The sequence below is a fragment of the Lysinibacillus sp. fls2-241-R2A-57 genome (assembly GCF_030209535.1).
GTDB lineage: Bacteria > Bacillota > Bacilli > Bacillales_A > Planococcaceae > Lysinibacillus.
In genome coordinates this window covers 1-22,060 of sequence record NZ_JARVRU010000175.1, presented here as the reverse complement: position 1 = coordinate 22,060, position 22,060 = coordinate 1, and the positions used below count along the sequence as shown (strand labels likewise).

The window sequence follows — 22,060 nt, the reverse complement described above, 5'->3', positions numbered from 1 at the left end:
AGACCTCCTTTTCATTATTAGAAACAGTGATTCATATTGTGAACAACTATATAGTACACCCCTTAAACTTTATTTGTAAATACTTTTCAGAATTTTCTTAATTTCATATTTACTTCTGGTTTACATTTGTGCTACTTTTATGTTGAACTATCTATTTTGAATCAGTGGTTCATATTGTGAAACATTAAACAAGGAGGCCAGCAAATATGAAGCAAATAAATGTTAAAAAATCCCTAGCACTACTGTTATTAACTTTAATGATTGGTATTTTAGCTGCATGCGGTGGCGGTAAATCAGATACAGGAGGCTCGTCTGAAGAAAAAGATAGAGAAGCTACGTCTGGCGGATCATTAAATGTCGGACTTTCGGCAAATGCTAAAACATTTGACCCTATAAAATATACAGGGGTTTATGAATCACAGGTAATGCGCCAAATGGCTGACACTTTAGTTGTTTATAATAAAGATTTATCAGAGATTATTCCTTCATTAGCAACGGATTGGAAAGTTTCAGATGATATGTTAGTTTATACATTTAAATTACGTGAAGGCGTAAAGTTCCAAAAAGGTAAATACCAAGAGGGTCGTGATATGACGGCTGAAGATGTAAAGTATTCATTAGAGCGTTCTGCAAAAGAATCTGCGATGAATCGTTTAAGTGGTGTAACAGAAGTAAAAGTAATTTCTAATCAAGAGATTGAAATTCATTTAGCGTCTCCAAATGCTGCTTTATTAGCTATGTTAACGGATGCAGGTAATGTCATTATTCCGAAAGAAGAAGTTGAAGGCTGGGGAGATAATTTCTCTGAGCATTTTATAGGGACAGGTCCATTCCAATTAACTGAATGGAAAAAAGATCAAGAAGTCAAACTAGTGCGTAATGAAAACTACTGGGATGAAAAACCTCACATTGACAACCTAACAATGAAATTTATCTCTGATCAAAACATGTTGACAAATGCATTACGTTCTGGTGATATCGATATTGCTATGGATGTAAAAGGTCAAAACCGTGAAATTATTAGCCAAGATAGCAATTTTGAGCTTTTAACTAATCCAGGTTTATCGATTGTCTATCTTGACCTTAACAATAAGGTTGGTCCAACAGCCGATAAACGAGTGCGTGAGGCTATTTATAAAGCAACGAATGTTGAAGAAATTATCTCCGGTGTTAACCAATGGGGCGGCGGTGTTGTTTCTTACTTACCTCTACCACCAGGCTCATGGGGCTATGATAAATCTTTAATTGATTTAGTACCAAAATACAATCCTGAGGAAGCGAAAAAATTATTAGCTGAGGCAGGATATCCTGATGGCTTTAAAACAGAAATTTATGTATCAGAGGCACGTGTACCATATGCAACTATTTTTCAAAGTCAATTAAAGGAAAACTTAAACATTGACGTTGACATTAAAGTTCTTGAGTGGGGAACTTATAGTGACACAGTTGCCAAAGGAAAAGCACCAATGAATATTGGTGGTTGGACTTGGTATCCAGATCCATACTTCTTCCTATATCAATTGTTCCATACAAAGCAAATTGGCGCTTTAGGTAATGGTAAAGGCTATAGCAATCCAGAGGTCGATAAATTATTAGAACGTGCTGTTTCTGAAACAGTTGTACAAGAAGAACGTGCAAAATTATATCAAGAAGCTTTAAAGCTGATTTTAGCTGATTTTAGCTGATGTTCCACGTATTGAATTAGAGGCAACACAAACAGTTGCTGGTGTTAACAAAAAGGTAAAAGGATTTGAGGTTTCTGCAGATAACTCTTTACAAATCGTACATCCTAATGGAACTAACGTTTCAGTTTCTAAATAAGAAAGTGGAGATGCACGCCGCCTCCTTTCTATTCGTATGAAGAGAATTCACTCGAAAAAGCTAGTTGTTAGCAGTAAATTAGGGTCGCTGAAGTTTTTCAGTGACCCTCTTACTTTTAAACACGCTTATTGAAGTAAGGTAGCTGTTCCACAAATGCTTTCGTATCCGCATCCCCATATTCATGAACGAGTGCATAGATTTTTTTTAATCGTAAATCAATTTCATCATTTTCTCTATCAAGATGATATTGTATATATGGCAATTGTGCACGCCATGCATTTGAAATTTCTAACAGCTGCATTTGCTGAAAAATTTTTTCAAAAACGTCTAACGCTTGTCGGTCTATATTGAGTTCAAAGTTCCACGGTCCTGCATATGGATTTGTATAATACGTTCTATTGGCAAGTGAAAAATATACACGGTGACGCTCCATCTCTACAAAACACTCCTTTTTCCATAGTATGGAGGTAAAAGTGCCGTTTTATTCGCTGGAATGTCAAACTTCCTTCACAACTAAGTAAGATTATCTAATTTATAATAGATATGATGATTACGGAACGGAGGGAATGCCATGAGTTTAATCACGCTTTTAATTGTAGCAGCGATTATCGTTATTTTAATAACGGTCGCGACTATTATTAGTGTCAATCGCGCATACGCCTTTAAACATACAGTTGATGAAAAACCTGAGCAAAGCTTTCATCCTGATAAAGACTAGTTCAATTTGTACATTTTTTAAAGGTATTCTTTTATAATATTATTAACAAATAGAATTTGGAGTGAACGAAATGGGAGTACCATTACCAATAATAATTATGATTGCCATGATGATGCTTATGTTTGGCGTTTCTGTCATTGTCCTCTTAAAGAAAAAAGGCAATCTCTTTACACAGACTATCGATGCTAAGCCTGAGCAGGTCAACCCTCAACAAAAGGATAAACAAATATGAAATATCCCTTTATATGGCTCATTAAGTTTTACAGAAAATTCATATCACCAATGACGCCGCCATCCTGCCGCTTCTATCCTACATGCTCCTCCTATGGGCTTGAAGCTTTTCAAAAACACGGTGCCATTAAGGGATTCTATTTAACGATTAAGCGTATATCAAAATGCCAACCATTCCATGCTGGAGGCTTTGATCCTGTGCCTGAAAAATGGCCTTCGAAAAAGAAATAATTTTCGAGGGTCATTTTTTCTTGTACTTTTGTCAGATGTGCGTTATTATAGAAATTGTTCTAAAAATCAAATCGTAACGATTACTATTTGAAAGAGGTAAACTACAAGATGAAAAAAGTATTTTTATTAAGTTTAGTTGCAGTTCTTGCCCTATTCACGGCTGCCTGTGGTGATAAAACATCAACATCTAAACAGTCAGATAAAAAGGATAAATTAACAATTTACACAACTGTCTATCCATTAAGTTATTTTGCTCAACGAATTGGTGGCGATTTTGTAGAGGTTTCTTCCATTTACCCTGCTGGCGCCAATGAACACACATTTGAGCCAACACAAAAAGATATGATGAATCTAGCAGATGCTGATTTATTTTTCTATATTGGCTTAGGGCTTGAGGGCTTTGTTGAAAATGCCAAAAAGACTCTAGCTAATGAAGATGTAACAATGGTTGCAACAGCAGATCAAGTTTCAGATGAAAAATTAGCTGTCAGCACTGGTCACACACATGCTGATGAAGAGGAAGCACAGCATGATAGCGACCATGCTACAACTGAAGAAGAGCATAGCCACGCCGAAGACGCACACGGACATGACGATCATGATCACGGAAATGTAGATCCACATGTTTGGCTATCACCAATTATCAGTCAAGACTTAGCACTTTCCATTAAAAACGCTCTAGTTGAAAAAATGCCCGAACAAGAAGCTACATTTACAGCTAACTACGAGGCATTAGTAAAAGAACTACAAGATTTAGACAAAGATTTTAAAGCAATGGCTGATAAAGCGCAAGAGAAGACGTTCTTCGTATCACATTCAGCATTTGGCTATATCGCTGGTCAATACGGCCTACAACAAATTCCAATAGCAGGTTTAAACTCACAAAGTGAACCTTCTCAAAAGGAACTAACGACGATTGTTGATAAAGCGAATGATTTGCACATTCACTACATCTTATTCGAGCAAAATGTCTCTTCTAAATTAGCCGAGGTCATCCAAAAAGAGGTTGGAGCAGAGTCACTTGTCTTGCATAATTTAAGCGTTTTAACAGAGAAAGATGTTAAAAATAACGAAACTTACTTCACTCTTATGAAAAAAAATATTCAAACTTTAAATACTGCATTAAATGCTCAAAAATAAATGAGAAAGGAGGTGCCCCGAAAATCGTATGGGGCACCTCCTTTATTATGACGTATTTTTCTTGTGGCATTCGTTTTTCCGTTCTATAAATACTGATTAGCCTCTTTTTCATTTTTACCATATCATGTTTTTCCTTTTGCTCAGCCTTTATTTGCGCTATATTACTTTCTAAAATGATGGGTTCCCATTTATTTAGATGCAACTGAGCAGAGTCATTGCTTTTACTACCTTTTAAAAGCTGTCTAGGCTGTTCTATTAATTGTTTTACTATTTGTTTATTTTTACTTAAAATGGATAGTCCTTTATCAACAGAAAAATAACTATCCAATATTGGTTTTGTAAGAACTTCAACCTTACTAGTTCTTTGAAGATCTATATAGGCTTCACTTGTTGCTGCGGGGAAGCTCGCATAGTCCCAAGAGTGATCCTGTGCTAATTGGCGATCAGAAACTAAAAAATATTTATAACGTACCTCACCCTTCTGATCAGGTAATGGATCATCCCACGTAGCGTCGATATGATACCATGCATTATCAAGCTTTACTAACACCCATGCATGTAGCTGTTCCCCTACTTTTCCAGGTACATATTGTACCTCAAAGTCTAGCATTTCTAGCATTCGATAAAGGACTAGGGCATATGCCTGACACACTCCCTTATTTTCCATAAGCAATGTGTAGGGAGAATACTGACTTCCTTCGGTTTCCTTTGAATATTCAGCAGATAGTACGATAAAATCATGTGCAGCCTGGATTTTCTGCAATTCACTTAATCCATGCATAGGTGCAATAATATTCGTCAAAGTCTGTTCTACAAATGCCTCCTCTTCCTGTGAAATATGATAAGTAAATTCAAATCTAATGACAATATTATTGGCATAGCCATCATATTTCCATTTAAAACTAGAAATATTGGCGTAAATATATGGATCTTGAATAGCATGTTTAGTAAGCTCTGATAGTTCATCTTTAATTTCCGACGTATCACCAGTATAACGAATGTCAAATTCAGTAGACAATTGCATAACTTGTTTTTGAATTTGAAATTGTAGTGTCTCTACTGAGTTAGCTGTTTCCATATTATTTTGTTCGTAGTTTGCGAATACTTGCACATGACTCATTTGTAAAACAAATACTATAATGATGACATTATATATATATTTTCTCATATGAGTCATTCTCCTTTACTAACTAGTTTATGCCTGTCATTTCTTATTATGTTAATGAATGATTAATTTAATCCCTAAAAATTTACTAAAAATGACTTATCCGCCGGAGACTTTAACTTCTTTCAGCAGATGTTTGGACACCCGCTGAAAGAAGTTAAAACGAATAAAGTGGCTGGTCAAAACCTTAAAAAGCGCGAGAAATCAATTTAGAAACGTTGATTTCTCGCGCTTTTTGATGTTAAATTTTGTGTAAAAAAATATGCTTATGTCATCATCAGTGCAGTCAGATAGTGTACATGAAGGCAGATATCGATATTTTTCGAAAGTTGGGTGATAAATTAAAAAAGTTGGTTGATAAATCGATAAAGTTGGTCGATAAACAATCAAAAGTTCTCGATAAATCTCAAAATTGCAGCTCATTAAAGATTTTAATAAGTAAAAGGATTTCGTCTATGCGAAAGTGAAGCGCCGCAACAATTATTATTCGTTCATTAATTTTCTACGAAGTAGCTTATTGGCGCCGTTTCGCGGGAGCTCGTCTATAACAATAATTTCTTTTGGTATTTTATATTTAGCAAGCTTCTGTTGACAAAATGCGTGTATTTGCTCTATCTGAACTTGTTCTTTTAATACAACAAAAGCAATCGGTACCTGCCCCCACTCATCATCATCAATGCCGCATACTCCGGCTTCCTTTACAGCAGGATGTGTAAGTAGCACATTTTCTATTTCAGCAGGGTAAATATTTTCGCCACCTGAAATAATTAAATCCGCACGACGATCAATGACAAATAAATAACCATCTTCATCTATATAGCCAATATCCCCAGTATGAAGCCAACCATCAATCGTCGCTTCTTTTTCGGCAAAACGACCAATGTACCCTGGTGTAACATGTGGGCCACGTATGCAAATTTCCCCTTCACCATTTTCATTTGGCTCAGCAATGCGAATTTGATTAAAAAATAATGGTTTTCCCGCTGAACCAATTTTTTGCATCGCATCTTCATTTGCTAATGTTGCCGTTTGTGATGAAGTTTCAGTCATACCATACGTTTGAGCTACAGCTAAATTTAATGCATGAGCTCTTTTTAAATAATCCACTGGCACAGGTCCACCGCCAGCTAGCATCATTTTGAATTTCGGTGAAGCTTGTGCATTTTTCTGTTCAAGCGTATGTAGAATCCTTTCCAATGTGACGGCGACTACTGACATATGTGTAACTTCGCCATCCATTATATTTTGGGAAATGGCTTCTGCATCAAATTGATCATATAAATGCACTTTATTGCCGTACAGCAATGAACGCACTAAAATAGAAAAGCCACTAATATGAAAAAGTGGTACAGCACATAACCAAGCATCCTCCGCATGCAAACCTATATTTAAAACAGAGGCCGTTGCACTTGCCTGGTGATTTCCAACAGTTTGACAAACTCCCTTTGGAAAACCAGTCGTACCAGATGTATACATAATCGATGTTGTTTGGTTTAAAGACCATTCTTTCGTAATGTCGATAGTCGATTCTGTACTTTTTTCTATAGTAGAAAATAAATGATATAACGTATGTGATGGTAATTTTTCTATATCCTCATCTGCAATTAATACTGCCACCGCCTCTGAATCCTCTAGCTGATAGGTAATCTCAGCATGTGATAGCCTACGATTAAGCATGACCATTTCACATTGTAAATGCATACATGCGTACATCATCATAACAAGGGAAGGCTTACTCGGCCCCATTATAGCAATACGGTCCCCTTGCTTAATTCCTAGTGCAGTTAATTGACGAGCACGCTTTAAAGACAAATCATTTAATTCTTGAAACGTCCAAGTTTGCCCATTATATGTTAAACCGTTTCGTAACGGTGTTAAATATGCTCGCTGTAAAATCCAATTTAGATACATCTCGTTTTCCCCTCCGATCAATCTTAATCTTACCGCTTAATCGCATCATTCGTCTATCCGTCAGTTTGCGAGGTTTATCCATCACTTTAGTTGAGACTATCCGTCGTTCTGATGATTCTATCCGTCGCTCTGAAGTCTATCCTTCACCCTGGCGATCCTATCCGTCACTCTGACATTTCTATCCGTCGCTCTGAAATCTATCCGTCGTTCTGACATTTCTATCCGTCGCTTCAGCAATTCCATCCGTCGCTCTGACATTTCTATCCGTCGTTCTGGCAATTCTATCCGTTGCCCTGAAATCTATCCGTCGCTTCGGCAATTCTATCCGTCGCTCTGAAATCTATCCGTCGTTCTGGCAATCCTATCCGTCACTCTGACATTTCTATCCGTCGCTTCGGCAATTCCATCCGTCGCTCTGACATTTCTATCCGTCACTCCAGCAAGTCTATCCGTCTCGCCCCTCCAGACATACAAAAAGCTCGTATCTCATTAAGATACGAGCCATTCAACGCTTCAGATAATCAAGGGAATCTTGGGAATTGACCGAAATCTGGTTGACGTTTTTCTTTAAATGCGTCACGACCTTCTTTAGCTTCATCTGTTGTGTAATAAAGAAGAGTAGCGTCGCCAGCCATTTGTTGAAGACCTGCTAAACCGTCTGTATCTGCATTCATCGCTGCTTTTAAGAAGCGTAGAGCAGTTGGAGACATTTCTAGCATTTCTTCACACCATTGTACAGTTTCATCTTCAAGTTGCTCGTAAGGAACAACTGTATTAACTAATCCCATATCAAGTGCTTGCTGTGCATCATATTGACGGCAAAGGTACCAAATTTCACGCGCCTTTTTATGACCAATGATACGTGCAAGATAGCCTGAGCCATAACCAGCATCGAATGAACCAACTTTTGGTCCAGTTTGTCCAAAACGAGCGTTGTCAGCAGCAATTGTTAAGTCACAGACAACATGTAATACGTGTCCTCCACCGATTGCATAGCCTGCAACCATCGCTACTACAGGTTTTGGAATAACACGGATTAAACGTTGTAAATCAAGAACGTTTAGACGTGGGATTTCATCTTCACCAACGTAGCCGCCATGACCGCGTACTTTTTGGTCTCCACCTGAACAGAAGGCATGTTCACCTTCACCAGTCAGAATGATAACTCCAACATTTTTGTCATCACGCGCACGTGAAAAAGCATCGATCATTTCCATTACCGTTTTTGGGCGGAATGCGTTGCGTACTTCTGGACGGTTAATCGTAATTTTTGCGATACCGTTATAGAACTCATACTTAATGTCTTCATAAGTATGTAAACTTGTCCATTGACGTGTCATTGAATTGCCTCCTAAAAAATATATTCGTCTCGTTCATAATCGAGGCGGTAACGTAAAATTTCATTACGTTAAATACTCCTCTACTATTGTAGCAAACTCAGCGGGATTTTCCACATGAATTGCATGCCCAGCATCATTTACTGTCTGATGCTTAACATTTTTTAATAACGCTTTCATTTCTAGTGCTATTTTACAAAATTTCTCATCTAGTGAGCCTGTAATTAAAAGCACAGGAAATTCAAGTTCAGCTAATGACAGCCAATACGACGGTTGTACCCCTGTACCAATGCCTCGTAAGCTACCTGCCAAGCCATCTTCCTTCTGAGATAGTCGTTCTGACCGTATCGCTTCTTGTACACTGTTGGGTAAACGCTTTTGGGATTGAAATAAAGGAATGTTCTCCCATGCGTTGACAAATGATAATAAACCATTTCGAACTATTTTTTCAGCTAGAGCGTTATCCTTCTCACAACGTTCAGAACGCTCCTCTGAAGTCTGTAAACCTGGAGAAGCACTTTCTAAAATTAGCTTTTCAACACGTTCTGGGTAGGAAATTGCATACGATAATGCAACTCTTCCTCCCATTGAATAGCCTAGCAGCGTAATTTTTTTAAGCTCTAATTGACTACAAACTTCTTCTAAATCTTGGATTTGCTCTTGCATAGAGAAACGACTAATTTGCTGAGGTATTGCCGTTTGACCATGTCCAATTAAATCAATAGCAATGACTCTTACATCCGGCAAAGCTTTCGCTAAATTTCGCCAAGTAGCCGTACTGCCAGTAAAGCCGTGCAAGGCTACAAGCGTTTGCTGTGCTTCTTCATTCCAGATTTCCACGTTCGTTTCAAGTCCACGAATCATTAGCTTTGCCATGCTTTTAACCCCGCATTAATGCGATTCCACAACGCCCGATGCGCATATACATTTTCCTCTCGGTTCGTGAAAATTTCGATTAAGCGCATTGGTCGTTTCTTCATAGTAGTGAACTTTACTGATAGCTCTGAAATATCGTCTACGCGTATATAGTCCATTCCGTACATGTTGGCAATATCAAAGAATTCTAGGGCAGTCGGTGTCCCGAACAAATCTTCATAATGTGCCTCAACTGTAGATTGTGGTAAATAAGAGAAAATACCACCGCCATCATTATTCATTACGATTATTGTTAGGTTGCATTCCTGATATCTTGAAGCAATAAGACCGTTGACATCATGTAAAAAGGCTAAATCGCCAATAAGCAAATAGGTTTCACGGTTATTTCCTTGACTAAAGCCCATTGCAGTTGATACGACACCATCAATACCATTCGTTCCACGATTCGCAACAATACGAATATCCTTCGATGTAGCCATTAAAAACGTATCAATATCACGTACTGGCATACTGCTACTAACAAAAATATCACTGCCATTAGGGATCATTTTTAGTAATCGGCTTACCATTGCTCCCTCATCGATTGCAGCTTCAGCATAATGCTCAATATACTCCAAGGCTATATCATTAGCATCCTGCCACTCAGCTAAATACTCTGCTTCTAATGTTGTTCCAGATATTTCTAATTGAGTGAGCCACTCACCAATACTTGCGTGAATAAAATGAGTAGACACGCTTGTAGAATCGCGGAACATCGGATCTTCATCAACAACAATATAAGCATTAGGCTGTGATTTTGTAATAAACTGCATAATAAATTTAGAAACAGGTTGTGCTCCTAAACGTAGTACCGTATCTGGTTCAACTAATGCTTTAAAATCCTCACTCTTCATAATTGCATCGTACGTTGTGATCATATATGGTAGACAATCCTCTGGGACAGAAGCTCGCATATTCGATAAACTCTCGACAATGACTGGCCATTTTAATCGGCGAACAAACTCCCACATCATTGTTAAATCTGTACCAAGTGCTAGCTCACCTATAATCACAAAGCCTCTTTTAGTCGCACTTAAAATTTCCGATAGCTCCTGTTGAGTCGCCATTGAAGGCATTAACTGAGCTATACTACTGTGCTTAAATGTTGCTTCTGGAAGCTCTTCTCGAAAATCAATCAACAAAGGTTCTCGGAACGGCACATTAATATGCACTGGTCCAAATGGTGCGCTCATTGCCATCGCTACCGCACGTGCAATATGGCGCTCGATAAACGGTAATGTTGGTGCAGCACCATCAGCCAGCGGGAAATCCACGCTCCATTTGACATTTGTACCATATAAATTTGGCTGATTAATAGCCTGTGGTGCACCCACCTCTCGCAGTTCATGTGGACGATCAGCTGTGATCACAATTAACGGTACACGAGCATAGCTTGCCTCAACAATAGCAGGAAAATAGTTTGCCGCAGCTGTTCCCGATGTGCACAAAAGAACAACAGGTTTCGCGGTAGCCTTTGCAATTCCTAGCGCAAAAAAGGCAGCCGAGCGCTCATCAACCTGACGATACATATGGAGCTGTTTCGTTGAAGCAAATGCATAAGCTAAAGGTGTTGAACGTGACCCTGGGCTGACAACAACGTTTTCTACACCAGCTTGCACTAATGATGCTACCATTTTATAAACATAGTCTGTTAAAATTTTCCGTTCACTCATGTAATTGTCCTCCTAGCGCACGAAGCATCGGACGGAATTTCACTAATGTTTCCTCATATTCAGATTGTGACTCTGAATCTGCAACAATACCGCCACCAGCGTATAAATAAGCTTTGTCCTTTAATAACGCAGCCGAACGAATGGCCACTGCAAATTCCCCATTTCCTTCAGCATCTACCCAACCAATTGGAGCTGCGTAAAGGCCACGATTCATAGGCTCATACTTACGTATAGCTGCCATTGCCTCTTTCCTTGGTACACCACCTAAAGCTGGCGTTGGATGCAAAGATTTTGTCAGTTGTAAAATTGTTGCCTCATTATTTAACTGACCTTCAACAGGTGTATATAAATGTTGTATATCTCTAATTTTTAGTAAACGAGGGCTAACTGGTATTTTCATCTCAATACAATTTTTACGGAAAGTTTCCGCAATCATATCGACAACATATTGATGCTCGCCACCATTTTTCGAATCATTTAATAAGCTTTGTCCGTAGGCTTCATCTTCCTCTGCTGTCTTACCGCGTTTAATAGAGCCCGCAACACAAGATGAAAAGGCGCGGCCCTTTTCTACTTTTACAAGACGTTCAGGGGACGCACCAAAGAACAATAATTCTTGACGCTCTAAACCAAATAAATAGCTCTCTGGCTGTTCATGAATAATTTGTGATAGTACCTGTGGTGAAGAGACTTGTTCTTTAAATTGCAATGCCAATGATCGCGCAATAACGACTTTATCTGCCTTCTTCTGCTTAATCAATGCTGTTACTTGGTCAATCGAAGCTAAATATGGCTCCTTATATGGCTCGAAATAACTTGTTACTTCTGGCTTTGAATACGTTTTCACTTCTTTTACTTGAGCAGCATGAATTAAATGATCTCGCTCTTTACGTAGTACTTCAAATTGAGCCTCTGCTTGCTGATTTTTTGTAATGAGATGAATGCTTACAAATGCTTTGTCATCTTGTATGACAAGCTGATATGTTGCTAGTGCAAAATAAGCCTCTGGAAAGTCTGTCCACTCGCCAGCTACATTATTTTGTGGATCAAATGTAAATCCACCAAACAAAATTGGTTGCAGCTCGCTCTGCCCCTTTACACAGTTTTTCGTTAAACTTTTCCATTCCGCTTCTACTGCATCAAAGCGATCATTTTTGGCGTTATTTTGAATCGTATAGGCATGTCCTAGCCCTACTAATGTCATCGTTTTTTCTCTATTTTGCCAATAAAATCGTTCACCTTTATAACGCTCCTCGCCCGCAGCATAAAATGCGAGAGCCGATAAGCGACTTACTTCAATTGTTTCCATATAAAAATGAAGGCTTTGGCCCAAAGAGTCCACTTCTACCTCTGTGGCTTGGTACCACTTCTGTTGCATGAAAATTACCTCCGTTGTTGCAATGTACATAATGAGTGATGCCACGGTTCAAATACATTTTGACAAAGTCAGTGCATAATGAAGTGACCGTTTATATTTTCACCACAGCATATTTTTTTGTTAAAATAGCCGTCATTATTTGTTTGACAGCCTATTTTTCGTACTGTTGCTTTTATCCTAATTGTTGTTTCCAGTTCATAAATGCTGTTCTATTGTATCATTTTTTTTAACTTCTTTCAGCAAATGTCCTTTGTATCGAAAGCATAGCGACAGGTACAGAAGTCTCCCTCCTCAATAGGTGGTGAGGATGAATGCGGATATAAGCTACTTTTCAACGGGTGTCCAAACAGCCGCTGAAAGAAGTTAAAAGCTTCCGGCGGATGTCACGGAATCGGAAAGGAGTTCTTTCAGGATGTTAGCTTAAAATCATCGCATCCATGCGATAATGGCTAACTGACCTGCATCACGCAGGCCTAAGCACAAAGCCGATTCCGGACGTAATTATGCCAAGTTATAATTGATCTGAACTGTATGTAATAAGCTGTGAACCTACCCAATTTATCATTCTTCGTATAAAATAAGAAGAGTCCACAACATTTGAAGGAGAGAAAGACCTTATGACCAAAGTCATTGAAGCTGATAGGGGTTTTAAAGTTTGGTGGCATTTAACACGTCCACATACTTTAACCGCTTCATTCGTTCCAGTATTTTTAGGAACAGCAATTGCCCTAGCAATTGAAAAACAAACAATAGATTTTGGACTATTTTTTGCTATGCTTATTGCAAGTATGCTTATACAAGCAGCAACAAATATGTTCAATGAATATTACGATTACAAATTAGGACTAGACAATGAACATTCTGTCGGTATTGGCGGAACTATTGTGCGTCACGGTGTCCAACCAAAAACAATTATGATCATTGCCTTAAGCTTTTATGCAATCGCTATGCTACTTGGCATATACATATGTGCCTCTACCTCTTGGTGGCTTGCTGCAGTAGGGCTTGTTTGTATGCTTATTGGTTTTTTATATACTGGAGGACCCTACCCTATAGCTTATTCACCATTCGGAGAACTTGTATCTGGCGCTGTTATGGGGATGGGTATTGTCTTAATAGCCTTTTATATTCAAGCGCTTACTGTGACACTTGATGCTGTTTTACTTTCAGTACCAAGTATGATTTTAGTCGGTGCCATCATGCTATCCAATAATATCCGTGATATCGTTGGTGATACAGAGGGTGGTCGAAAAACACTTGCTATTTTAGTAGGTCGTGATAATGCAATATCTGTACTTTCTGGCTTTTTTGTCGTTTCGTACTTATGGGTAATCGCTCTTGTAGCAATTGATGGTATTACCTTTTGTGCTCTACTCATTTTCTTAAGTGTTCCGAAGCCACTTCGTGCGATTCAAATTTTCCGCGATAAAAAAGAAGCCAAAGAAGTGATGCCTGCGATGAAATTTACAGCGCAAACAAATACATTCTTCGGCTTCCTCTTAGCAATAGGTTTATTAATTCAATATTTCTTTTATTAAGAAACACAAAGGCTTAAACTACTGAAAGAAGTTAAAAAATGCAACAACCTTAACGGGTTGCTGCATTTTTTACATAGCGTCTAAAATTATTACTTGCAATACCACGAACATCTTCGTCTGAAAAGTGTTCACGTAACGCCTCTAGTAAATTTTGTGCCTCTCCAGCGTGTGCCAATCCATTTACAGTAGCATCTATCCCGTCAAAGTCTGAGCCTAGTCCAAGATGCTCCACTCCTACTAATTTCGCTAAATGCTTCACATGTGTAACTAAGTCATCCAACGTAGCATCTTCACCGATAAAAGTCGGGAAGTAAACGACATGAATATGCCCTCCATGTTCTACAAGTGCTTTTGCCTGAGCATCTGTTAAATTTCGGGGATGATCACAAATTGCACGTGCATTACTATGGCTAGCAATTATATGCTTCGCTAGTGGCAACACATCCCAAAAGCTCTGTTCATTTAAATGAGAAACATCGATAATAATATCTCGTTCATTTAGCAAGTTTACTACTTCTTTACCAAATGGTTTTAAGCCCAGACTTGCATCCTGTTCAGCACCGTGGGCTACAGCATTTTCTTCATTCCAAGTTAGTCCAACAAGCTTCACACCAGCATCTAATATAGCAGTAAGCTTTGCTAAATCGTCGCCGATTGGGCCACAACCCTCTAAGCTTAGAATGGCACCAATTTCATGTGGAGCTAAAGTGTCTAATTGCGACCAATCCGTAATATGCACCATGCCCTCAGTCTGTAATACATGTGTATGAAATGCTTCTATTTGGCGCACTGCCTCTAAAAATTGCATACTTTGCGGAATTTCAGGATTAATAAAAATTGCAAATACTTGTGCATTTACTTGCCCTAATTGTAATCTCCCTCGATTAGCAGCCAACCGTACATCATCTTCAAATTTTACTGCTTCTAAAGTCGTTAATTTCAATAGCGCATCGCAGTGTAAATCAATTATGTCCATATTCTCACCCCATACAGCTATTATACAGCCTGTGAGCGGAAATGCTTACTAACTTTTATCTTGAGGTGTATCAGAAGAGCCGAATTCCTCAAGCTCTATGAAATCATCCGATTTTGGTGTTGAAGACAATACATCTTCTTCCACTGGTCTTAAACCGTCATCTTTTTGCTCCGCATGCTCTACACACGTCAATGCTTTCGGCATAGCCTCTAAGCGACCAATCGGAATCTCTTCGCCACATACAGCGCATTTGCCATATGTACCCTCCTCCATCGCTTGCAGTGCGCGCTTTATTTCCTCAGCATTGTCACTGCGATGCTCATCAATTACCATTTCCGTTAGATGATCCGTTAAATCACTCGCATTGTCAGCCGGATGATTATCATAATTAGATAGCTCTGTCGCTTGCGGACGTTCCGATTCCTCAAGTTGCTTTTCTATTTCCTGTAGTTCCTGCTCTAATTGCTTTTTTAACTTCTCCATTACTTGTGGGTTCAAAAAATCTCCTCCTCATGCCTTCATTTTTTCCTAAATAAATATTTCTAAAACATTAAAGCACAAGAAGGAATCACTTATTTTTTCGTATAATTACGCTAAGGCGAAATTGATTATAGCATCATGTAAAAATTGTGCGGCTCCCTGAGAAACGCGCTCATCATAATAAGCTGTAAATCGTTCATCTGCTATATACATCTGCGCTATACCAGCATGTGCCTCTTTAGAATATTGTGACCACGAAAAGCTTAGCCAACGCTTATGAAGCTCTGCTACCTCCATTGCCACATCATTTTTGGTATCGCCAATCTCCATCGCTTCTTTTAAACGATCAAATAATTGCTGTTCTAGCTGCTGCATTGCCTCATACTGCTCTTCTGTCATATTCATCACCTTAGCATTCGACGCTTCAACTGTTTCGTTACCATATTTTGCACGAATTTCTTGACCATATTGCTTTTCATTTTCTTCGATTAGCTTCTCTTTAAATCCATTAAATTTCTCTTCATTTGTCATTGGCTGTTCCTCCTCAATAGATTGAATTGTTTTTTCCACTGTTTGTAATATCTTTTCAAGCTGCTCCTTGCGCTTTAGTAAAGCAGCACGATGCGTTTTGAGTGCTTCTGTATGTTGAAAATCAGGTGCTTGAATAATTTCCTGAATTGTTGCTAGCTTCATATCTAATGCTCTATAAAATAAAATTTGCTGGAGCATATCAACCTCAAACTGTCCATAAAATCGATAGCCTGCTTCATTGGTTCTTGCTGGCTTCAGTAATCCAATTTCATCGTAATAACGCAGTGTTCTTGTACTAACCCCAGACAATTGGGCAAGCTCTTGAATTGTATATTCCATACTTTTTCACCTCCATTAATGCTACTGTAAATCTTTACGTAACGTTAAGGTCAAGAAAAATTTGCACATTACCATAACGTTGAGTTGTTTTCCATTCTGACTGGGCGCTTTTCTGGGGGCATTCAGCCTTTATCCAATCATCTTATAGCCGTGGCACACGTTTTAACAAATGCCACCCCAGATTTTTGGTAATGATATTTGGTTCATCACCATAACGTGTGGTCGGTTTCCATTCCGACTGAGAGCGTCCGATGAGCCGCTTCACTCGCGAGGCTAGCTCCAGCAGGAACGAAGATTAACCAATATACAGTGCATATATTTTTAAAAACTTTTGGTGTCGAGCCCTAATTTTACATAACTTAGTAAAAAATAGAAAAATCCGAAACCTTTCGTTAGGTTTGGCGGTATATCTAGTATCACGCTTAGTTGGAGGTATATAATGAATAGCCCTTATAAGATAGCTATAATTGGAGGAACAGGGAAAGTAGGAAGACATATAGCAACTCATGCCATACAGAAAGGATACCATGTTCGGATGCTTGTAAGAAATCCAGAAAGGTTGTTAGTTAAAAATGAGAAAATTGAAATAGTGAAAGGGCAAGTACAAGATATAAATAGTATCCGAGAGCTTCTTAAAGATTGTAAAATCGTCATTAATACATTTGGTCAACCAACTAAAGGAGAACAAATATATAGCAAAGTAACTAAAAATATTCTTGATGTAATGAAAGATTTAAACATTAGTCGTTATATAGGTGTGTCGGGTGGTTCTTTAACTATTCATGAGGACAAAAAGAGCATTTTGAATCGTTTTGGAGCAAAAATATTTGAAGTTTTCTTGCCAAAAATGATGCAGGATAAAAAATTAGAATGGGAAATTTTATTACATAATAAACAGATCAACTGGACATTAATTAGATTACCATTTGTAAAAGATAGTTTAAAATCATATCAGATCATGGAAAACCTTACTGATATGCCTGGTACAAAAATTACTAATCAAGATATAGCCACCTTTATCATTGATCAAGTAAATAACACGCAGTACATACACAAAGCACCGTTCATCTCCAATTAGTCTAGTATCAATAAATTGACATAAGAAAATAGCATGCTAAGAATACCTCTAGCATGCTATTTTTTAGTGTGGATTTACCACATGATGTCTTAGGAAATTCTAATTCCTTTTATCTTGATAATGTAATTGTTTGTGAAGTGAAATCTAACTTATTCCCACTAGAATCCATAATACCATTACGAGATGAGGCTTGAATCGTAACATTTCCATATAAACCTTGTGGTATTGTAATCAACACTTTATCATTGCCTTGTGGATAGGTAGTTGCCCCTACTGTAGAACCATTCACAACAATGTCAAAGTCCATACTATTAACGTTTATTACTGGCTCACTAAAAACAACCTCTAAAGATTGTGAATTGCTAACATTAACATTGACAACCTTTGGTGCAACATTTTCTTTAAGATTAACTGAAGTTCTCACCTCGTCGAATGATTCCATAGAGTTTGCTGCTCTTAAGCCTTTAATCGTGAAATTACGTATGCCACTAAAATAATTCGAATCCTTTTTCAATGTTAGCTTAATACGATTTAAATTAGATGCCTCTACAACTGCACTTTCTACCTGAGCATTATCAATCATATAATTTTGAACGTTTTGAGCTAGTGCTGGATCAACAGGATAATTGAAATTTAAATAAACAATATTATTATCCTTAATAGAATAATCTGTTGCAGATGTTTGAATTGGATTGTACTGCGTCAATACTAGTTTATTACCATTAACATTTAAATCACCATTACGTGAAAATTTGACATTTGGCACTTCATTGATTGGCACACCGTATAAATTTGTAACATTAGATAAAAATAGTTTGCCATCATAAGAAGCTCCCTTTAAATCATAAGGGCCTAGCAGTCCTGCTATTTTTACACGTAATTTTGTAGGTTGATCTTTTACGCTATAAATATCACCTTGAGGTCCTCTTGATAACTCATACAAAATGTGGTTATTCATATAGCTTCCAGTAAATGATGCTTTTGGGTATGTTCCCAACTGTACTGGCTTATCGAAAGTTAATTGTAAATATTCTACATTATCCTCGTAAACTATATCAGAACTCATTAGTGCAGGAGCTTTGTCATCTCTTATAAAGTTATACACTGTTGAGAATGTTGCTGTTTCACCTGATAAATCAGTAATTACACGGCTAGAAGCTGTCCCAATCGTTGTAATTCCTTGAAGTATACTTTTTGGATCAACCGTAACATTAAATAAACGACCATTTTTAGGATCTTTCTCTACTTTATTCACGGAAATTGAAGTCTGACCGCTTTTGATTGAAAGATCATATGGGTATAGCTGTTGAATCTCCTCTGAGAACAATAGCTGGAACGTATTTGGTCCAGTTTGTGTGACAGTAGATAATGTCGGCGCAACACCATCTCTATCTCCCTTTTTCACTGATACAGTAGCAGGGTTTGGTGAAATTATGTTTCCTGACAAATCTGTTGCCGCTACGAATGTAATCTGCATAGCTGTACCAGGTGATAAATAACTACCATTTACTGTTGCAGCTGATAAGTCAAAGGTTGCTTCAGTTGCATTTTGCTCAATGCTGCCTACTACATTTGCCACCCTTGTACCATTTGGTAATGTGAATTGAATGCGTTCATTAGGAAATGCTGCCATTGGTTCAGAGAATTGCACTTTAACGATTGAAGAATTTTTCCCTTGCGTTGTCCCTATAATAGTAGGCGCTTGTATATCCCCAGCAATGACGAAATTCGCATCTACTTTGTTAAGCACTAAGCCCTTTTCTGATTTGATGTTATTTAACACATAGCGATGTGTACCTTTTAATGGCTCATTAACTGTAAAGATGATTGATTTTTTATCAGCACTGATTTCTGTTTTCACAACTGAAAGTGCTTTTAAAGTATCCACATTAGAGAAAGATACAACATTATCCTGTAATTTCCCATCTGGTTTTAACACTGAGGCTGGGTCAATTGCTTGGTTGAAAACAACTTTAATCTGTGAGGCGTTAGTGCCCTCAATTGATTGTACTTTTAGCTCATTGACTTCATATATCACAACAGCGGAATATGGTTTGTCATTAATTTTGAAGTCTACTTTTGTTTGCACATTTTCAATAAGCGGCGTTGCCAAAGTTACCTTATGGTTTGTTCCATCTGTTAATGTTACCTGTAGTGTATTTGCATCTACAACTTTAACTGTTTGGATGAGTAATGGCACTTCAGGTTTTTTCACCATATCTTGTATATTCGTCATCGAACGATGTAAAAATGACGCAAATTGACCACGTGTTAGTGTGCCTTTCGGATTAAATGCTTTTACATTTGTAATCTTTGCATATTCTAATGCAATAATAGCTTCACGATTTTCTGGTAAAGCTGATTTTAAATCTGTAATAGAAGATTTATAGTTTTCTTTTTTATACATTTCAATTAAATCGATATCGTAAACTGCTTCAATCGCACTTACTAAGATAGAAGCCATTTGTTCACGTGGAATATTCTGGGAAGGTAATAACTTGTTGTTAGTCCCTTTGTAAATGCCATTATCATATATAAGTGCTGCATATTGTAGCAATTCTTTATCTTTTGCAGACGTAGGCAAGTCTGTAAAACGTACTTTTTTATTGTAATCTGCTGGCACATTGAAGTTTTCAGATACAAGCCATTTCCCTAAAAATTTCGTTACATTACCTTTTGTAAGGGTTGCGTTTGGCTTAAATGTGCCGTCTGGATACCCACCTATAATTTTTGCATCTGCTAATGCCAAAATAGCCTCTTTATGGTCACTTTTCGCAATATCTGTAAAGTTAGCTGCACTTGCAGTAGGAACAACAGCCGCGGCAACCAATGCAGCAGAAGCTGCACTTACAATCCATTTACTTTGCTTTTTTTTCATATTTATTTCCTCCTACAATTCTATTCATCTCCATTATAAAAGAAAGATAGATTTATTCCAAAGGATATACCAATATTATCGTCATTTACCAAGGATTATTTGTCCAATAAATAAACTAAGCAATTTGAAGTTACACGAAGTTTGTTTGTCCATAGAGATGAGGATGATAAGAAATAATTTTTAGCAGGCATGTTGATTAGGACAAAAACGGGTTTATTATTGAGTGATAAAAGGATTTTTGTTGGCTCATCACCAAAAGTTATGGATGACATTTTTTTAAATATATGCGCTGTATATTAGTTGACCTTCGTTCCGGCTGGGCGACTCCTTGAGGATCAGCGTCACAGATGAGGCCCTGGAGCGAGCCAGAAGAGGAACGAAGGCTAAAAACATCACGTCCTGTGATAACGCCTTCGTGACCTACATCTTGTAGGCCCAAGCGGCTCATCGGACGCTCCCAGGAAGCTTTGCTCTGTGCGAAAGCGTGGCGTCAGCGGCAAATGTTTTATCTGCGCGAAAGGGAGCGTCAGCAGCAAAGCGCCCGGTCGAAACAGAAATCCACCACACGTTTTGGTGAAGAGCCTTTTTGTTGCTATTTTGCTAATGTATTCCCATTTTAACTGATTGTAGCGTAGGGCTACTCCCGCGGGAAAGCGAGACAGACGAGACCATGCATGAAGCACAGCGGTGGAAGCGGCTCGACGCTCGCCCGCAGGAAGCCTTGCTCTGCGCGAAAGCGAAGCGGCAGCGGCAAAGCGAGTAACCCGTAGCGGAAATCCGAGCCTTCTAATTAATCAGAGTGGATAAAAATGGTTAATCAACACACCTGGGTTTTTAGTAGTCTAGAGCGATGAGTGAACTACTTGCCACTTAGCAAAGCTTGAAGTGGGAGCTTCTCAGTTCCACGACGAAAGCAACCTTTCGTCTCCCTATGCGTTACTTCGTGGTGTTCCAACCCTAGATGTCCAACGCTTGGACGCTCTTTTGGTACGGTTGATATTTTACGCAAGAGCCGAATGGCTTGGTTTTCGCACTCTATTTTCTTCCTGCAACCTCATATATCAAGTCATCAAAGAACTTCATATAGCTAGTTAATCAAAAGTTTTTGGCTATGCCAAACCGAAATTCATCTCCCACCTACGTTAGGCTAACGCTCTTCACACGCTTGAGGAAGGAGAATTCTCTCGGTAAATTCGTTAAACGAATCTTAAAAGCAAGTGCAACACATATCTCTTAGAATAAAAAAAGCTCATAACGATCTCCATACAAACATCTACTGAAGAAATCGTAATGAGCTATATTTATTGAATAAGCAAATTACAAAGTTACTTAACAGGCAAAACCTCTATTAGGACGTGTTATGTTGATAAATTTACAAGTTGGGCGATAAATTCAATGAATCTCTCGATAAAACAAGTACAAATTTTATAATTTCCTTAACAAGAACAAATGCATGAAAGCGCTCTTTTACATCCGACAAGCGCTGGAGAGACCGAAACAAAAGTAAGCGATCCACCACTTTTGTCCGAGGGATCAAAGCGACCTTGATGATGCAAACGAGCGCTTTAGCCTACACGAAAACTATGGTCTTGGTTATCCACAATTAAAAATCTATAATTTCATTAATAATCAAAAAAGCAGTAGATGTAAGTTACATCTACTGCTTTTTTTAGTATGACCCGTACGGGATTCGAACCCGTGTTACCGCCGTGAAAGGGCG

General features: G+C 38.2%; 19 protein-coding genes. 8 read left to right on the top strand and 11 right to left on the bottom strand.

Annotation, left to right across the window (positions count from 1 at the left end):
• Positions 1 to 206: 206 nt before the first annotated feature.
• Positions 207 to 1,685 carry an ABC transporter substrate-binding protein gene (locus tag QRN68_RS22630; RefSeq protein ID WP_285399357.1) on the top strand — a complete coding sequence of 493 codons (1,479 nt, stop codon included), beginning with the start codon at positions 207 to 209 and terminating at the stop codon, positions 1,683 to 1,685.
• A gap of 251 nt (positions 1,686 to 1,936) precedes the next feature.
• Here QRN68_RS22630 and QRN68_RS22625 read toward each other — a convergent pair whose 3' ends face one another.
• Positions 1,937 to 2,254: a transposase gene (locus tag QRN68_RS22625; protein WP_285399356.1), complete on the bottom strand. Its 318-nt coding sequence runs from the start codon at positions 2,252 to 2,254 to the stop codon at positions 1,937 to 1,939.
• A gap of 138 nt (positions 2,255 to 2,392) precedes the next feature.
• On the opposite strand from QRN68_RS22625, the gene ytzI reads away from it, so the two are divergent.
• The 4 genes from ytzI (at position 2,393) to QRN68_RS22605 (ending at position 4,141) form a co-directional block, all read left to right on the top strand.
• Entirely contained in the window at positions 2,393 to 2,539 is a 147-nt protein-coding gene (gene ytzI / locus QRN68_RS22620; protein WP_285399354.1) for a YtzI protein, read from the top strand.
• 70 nt (positions 2,540 to 2,609) lie between these two features.
• Positions 2,610 to 2,771, top strand: coding sequence for a hypothetical protein (locus QRN68_RS22615; protein WP_285399353.1), 162 nt, complete (start codon positions 2,610 to 2,612; stop codon positions 2,769 to 2,771).
• Positions 2,768 to 3,001 (top strand): membrane protein insertion efficiency factor YidD, encoded by a 234-nt coding sequence (yidD, locus tag QRN68_RS22610; protein ID WP_285399352.1) that lies wholly within the window; start codon positions 2,768 to 2,770, stop codon positions 2,999 to 3,001. Before QRN68_RS22615 ends, yidD begins: the two co-directional genes overlap by 4 nt.
• 108 nt (positions 3,002 to 3,109) lie before the next feature.
• The gene (locus QRN68_RS22605) at positions 3,110 to 4,141 is read left to right on the top strand and encodes a metal ABC transporter solute-binding protein, Zn/Mn family (protein WP_285399351.1); all 1,032 of its coding nucleotides are present in this window, start codon (positions 3,110 to 3,112) and stop codon (positions 4,139 to 4,141) included.
• Here QRN68_RS22605 and QRN68_RS22600 read toward each other — a convergent pair.
• Both QRN68_RS22600 and QRN68_RS22595 read right to left on the bottom strand, forming a co-directional pair.
• Positions 4,089 to 5,309, bottom strand: a complete 1,221-nt coding sequence (locus QRN68_RS22600) for a transglutaminase domain-containing protein (protein ID WP_285399350.1) — start codon at positions 5,307 to 5,309, stop codon at positions 4,089 to 4,091. The genes QRN68_RS22605 and QRN68_RS22600 overlap by 53 nt on opposite strands.
• Before the next feature lie 480 nt (positions 5,310 to 5,789).
• Entirely contained in the window at positions 5,790 to 7,217 is a 1,428-nt protein-coding gene (locus tag QRN68_RS22595; RefSeq protein ID WP_285399349.1) for an o-succinylbenzoate--CoA ligase, read from the bottom strand.
• Between the two features lie 90 nt (positions 7,218 to 7,307).
• Between QRN68_RS22595 and QRN68_RS22590 the strand changes: the two genes are divergently transcribed.
• Entirely contained in the window at positions 7,308 to 7,430 is a 123-nt protein-coding gene (locus QRN68_RS22590; RefSeq protein WP_285399348.1) for a hypothetical protein, read from the top strand.
• 308 nt (positions 7,431 to 7,738) lie between these two features.
• On the opposite strand, the gene menB is transcribed toward QRN68_RS22590, so the two are convergent.
• The 4 genes from menB to QRN68_RS22570 all read right to left on the bottom strand — a co-directional run bounded on the left by menB (position 7,739) and on the right by QRN68_RS22570 (position 12,520).
• A complete protein-coding gene (menB, locus tag QRN68_RS22585) occupies positions 7,739 to 8,557 on the bottom strand; it encodes a 1,4-dihydroxy-2-naphthoyl-CoA synthase (protein WP_053485078.1) in 819 nt (272 codons plus the stop codon).
• A gap of 63 nt (positions 8,558 to 8,620) precedes the next feature.
• Positions 8,621 to 9,430: a 2-succinyl-6-hydroxy-2,4-cyclohexadiene-1-carboxylate synthase gene (gene menH / locus QRN68_RS22580; RefSeq protein WP_285399347.1), complete on the bottom strand. Its 810-nt coding sequence runs from the start codon at positions 9,428 to 9,430 to the stop codon at positions 8,621 to 8,623.
• Positions 9,418 to 11,142 (bottom strand): 2-succinyl-5-enolpyruvyl-6-hydroxy-3-cyclohexene-1-carboxylic-acid synthase, encoded by a 1,725-nt coding sequence (gene menD, locus QRN68_RS22575; protein ID WP_285399346.1) that lies wholly within the window; start codon positions 11,140 to 11,142, stop codon positions 9,418 to 9,420. Before menD ends, menH begins: the two co-directional genes overlap by 13 nt.
• Positions 11,135 to 12,520 (bottom strand): isochorismate synthase, encoded by a 1,386-nt coding sequence (locus QRN68_RS22570; RefSeq protein ID WP_285399345.1) that lies wholly within the window; start codon positions 12,518 to 12,520, stop codon positions 11,135 to 11,137. Before QRN68_RS22570 ends, menD begins: the two co-directional genes overlap by 8 nt.
• Before the next feature lie 617 nt (positions 12,521 to 13,137).
• Here QRN68_RS22570 and QRN68_RS22565 point away from each other — a divergent pair.
• Complete coding sequence (locus tag QRN68_RS22565) at positions 13,138 to 14,058, top strand: 1,4-dihydroxy-2-naphthoate polyprenyltransferase (RefSeq protein WP_285399344.1); 921 nt, start codon at positions 13,138 to 13,140, stop codon at positions 14,056 to 14,058.
• A 49-nt stretch (positions 14,059 to 14,107) separates the two neighbouring features.
• On the opposite strand, the gene QRN68_RS22560 is transcribed toward QRN68_RS22565, so the two are convergent.
• From QRN68_RS22560 to QRN68_RS22550, 3 genes are all read right to left on the bottom strand, one after another.
• Complete coding sequence (locus QRN68_RS22560; protein ID WP_285399343.1) at positions 14,108 to 15,034, bottom strand: dipeptidase; 927 nt, start codon at positions 15,032 to 15,034, stop codon at positions 14,108 to 14,110.
• 48 nt (positions 15,035 to 15,082) lie between these two features.
• Entirely contained in the window at positions 15,083 to 15,532 is a 450-nt protein-coding gene (locus QRN68_RS22555; RefSeq protein WP_285399342.1) for a TraR/DksA C4-type zinc finger protein, read from the bottom strand.
• A 90-nt stretch (positions 15,533 to 15,622) separates the two neighbouring features.
• Entirely contained in the window at positions 15,623 to 16,384 is a 762-nt protein-coding gene (locus QRN68_RS22550) for a MerR family transcriptional regulator (RefSeq protein ID WP_285399341.1), read from the bottom strand.
• Between the two features lie 439 nt (positions 16,385 to 16,823).
• On the opposite strand from QRN68_RS22550, the gene QRN68_RS22545 reads away from it, so the two are divergent.
• Entirely contained in the window at positions 16,824 to 17,462 is a 639-nt protein-coding gene (locus tag QRN68_RS22545; protein ID WP_285399340.1) for an NAD(P)-dependent oxidoreductase, read from the top strand.
• Positions 17,463 to 17,571: 109 nt separating this feature from the next.
• Here QRN68_RS22545 and QRN68_RS22540 read toward each other — a convergent pair whose 3' ends face one another.
• Positions 17,572 to 20,340: an S-layer homology domain-containing protein gene (locus QRN68_RS22540; protein ID WP_285399339.1), complete on the bottom strand. Its 2,769-nt coding sequence runs from the start codon at positions 20,338 to 20,340 to the stop codon at positions 17,572 to 17,574.
• Positions 20,341 to 22,060 lie beyond the last annotated feature (1,720 nt).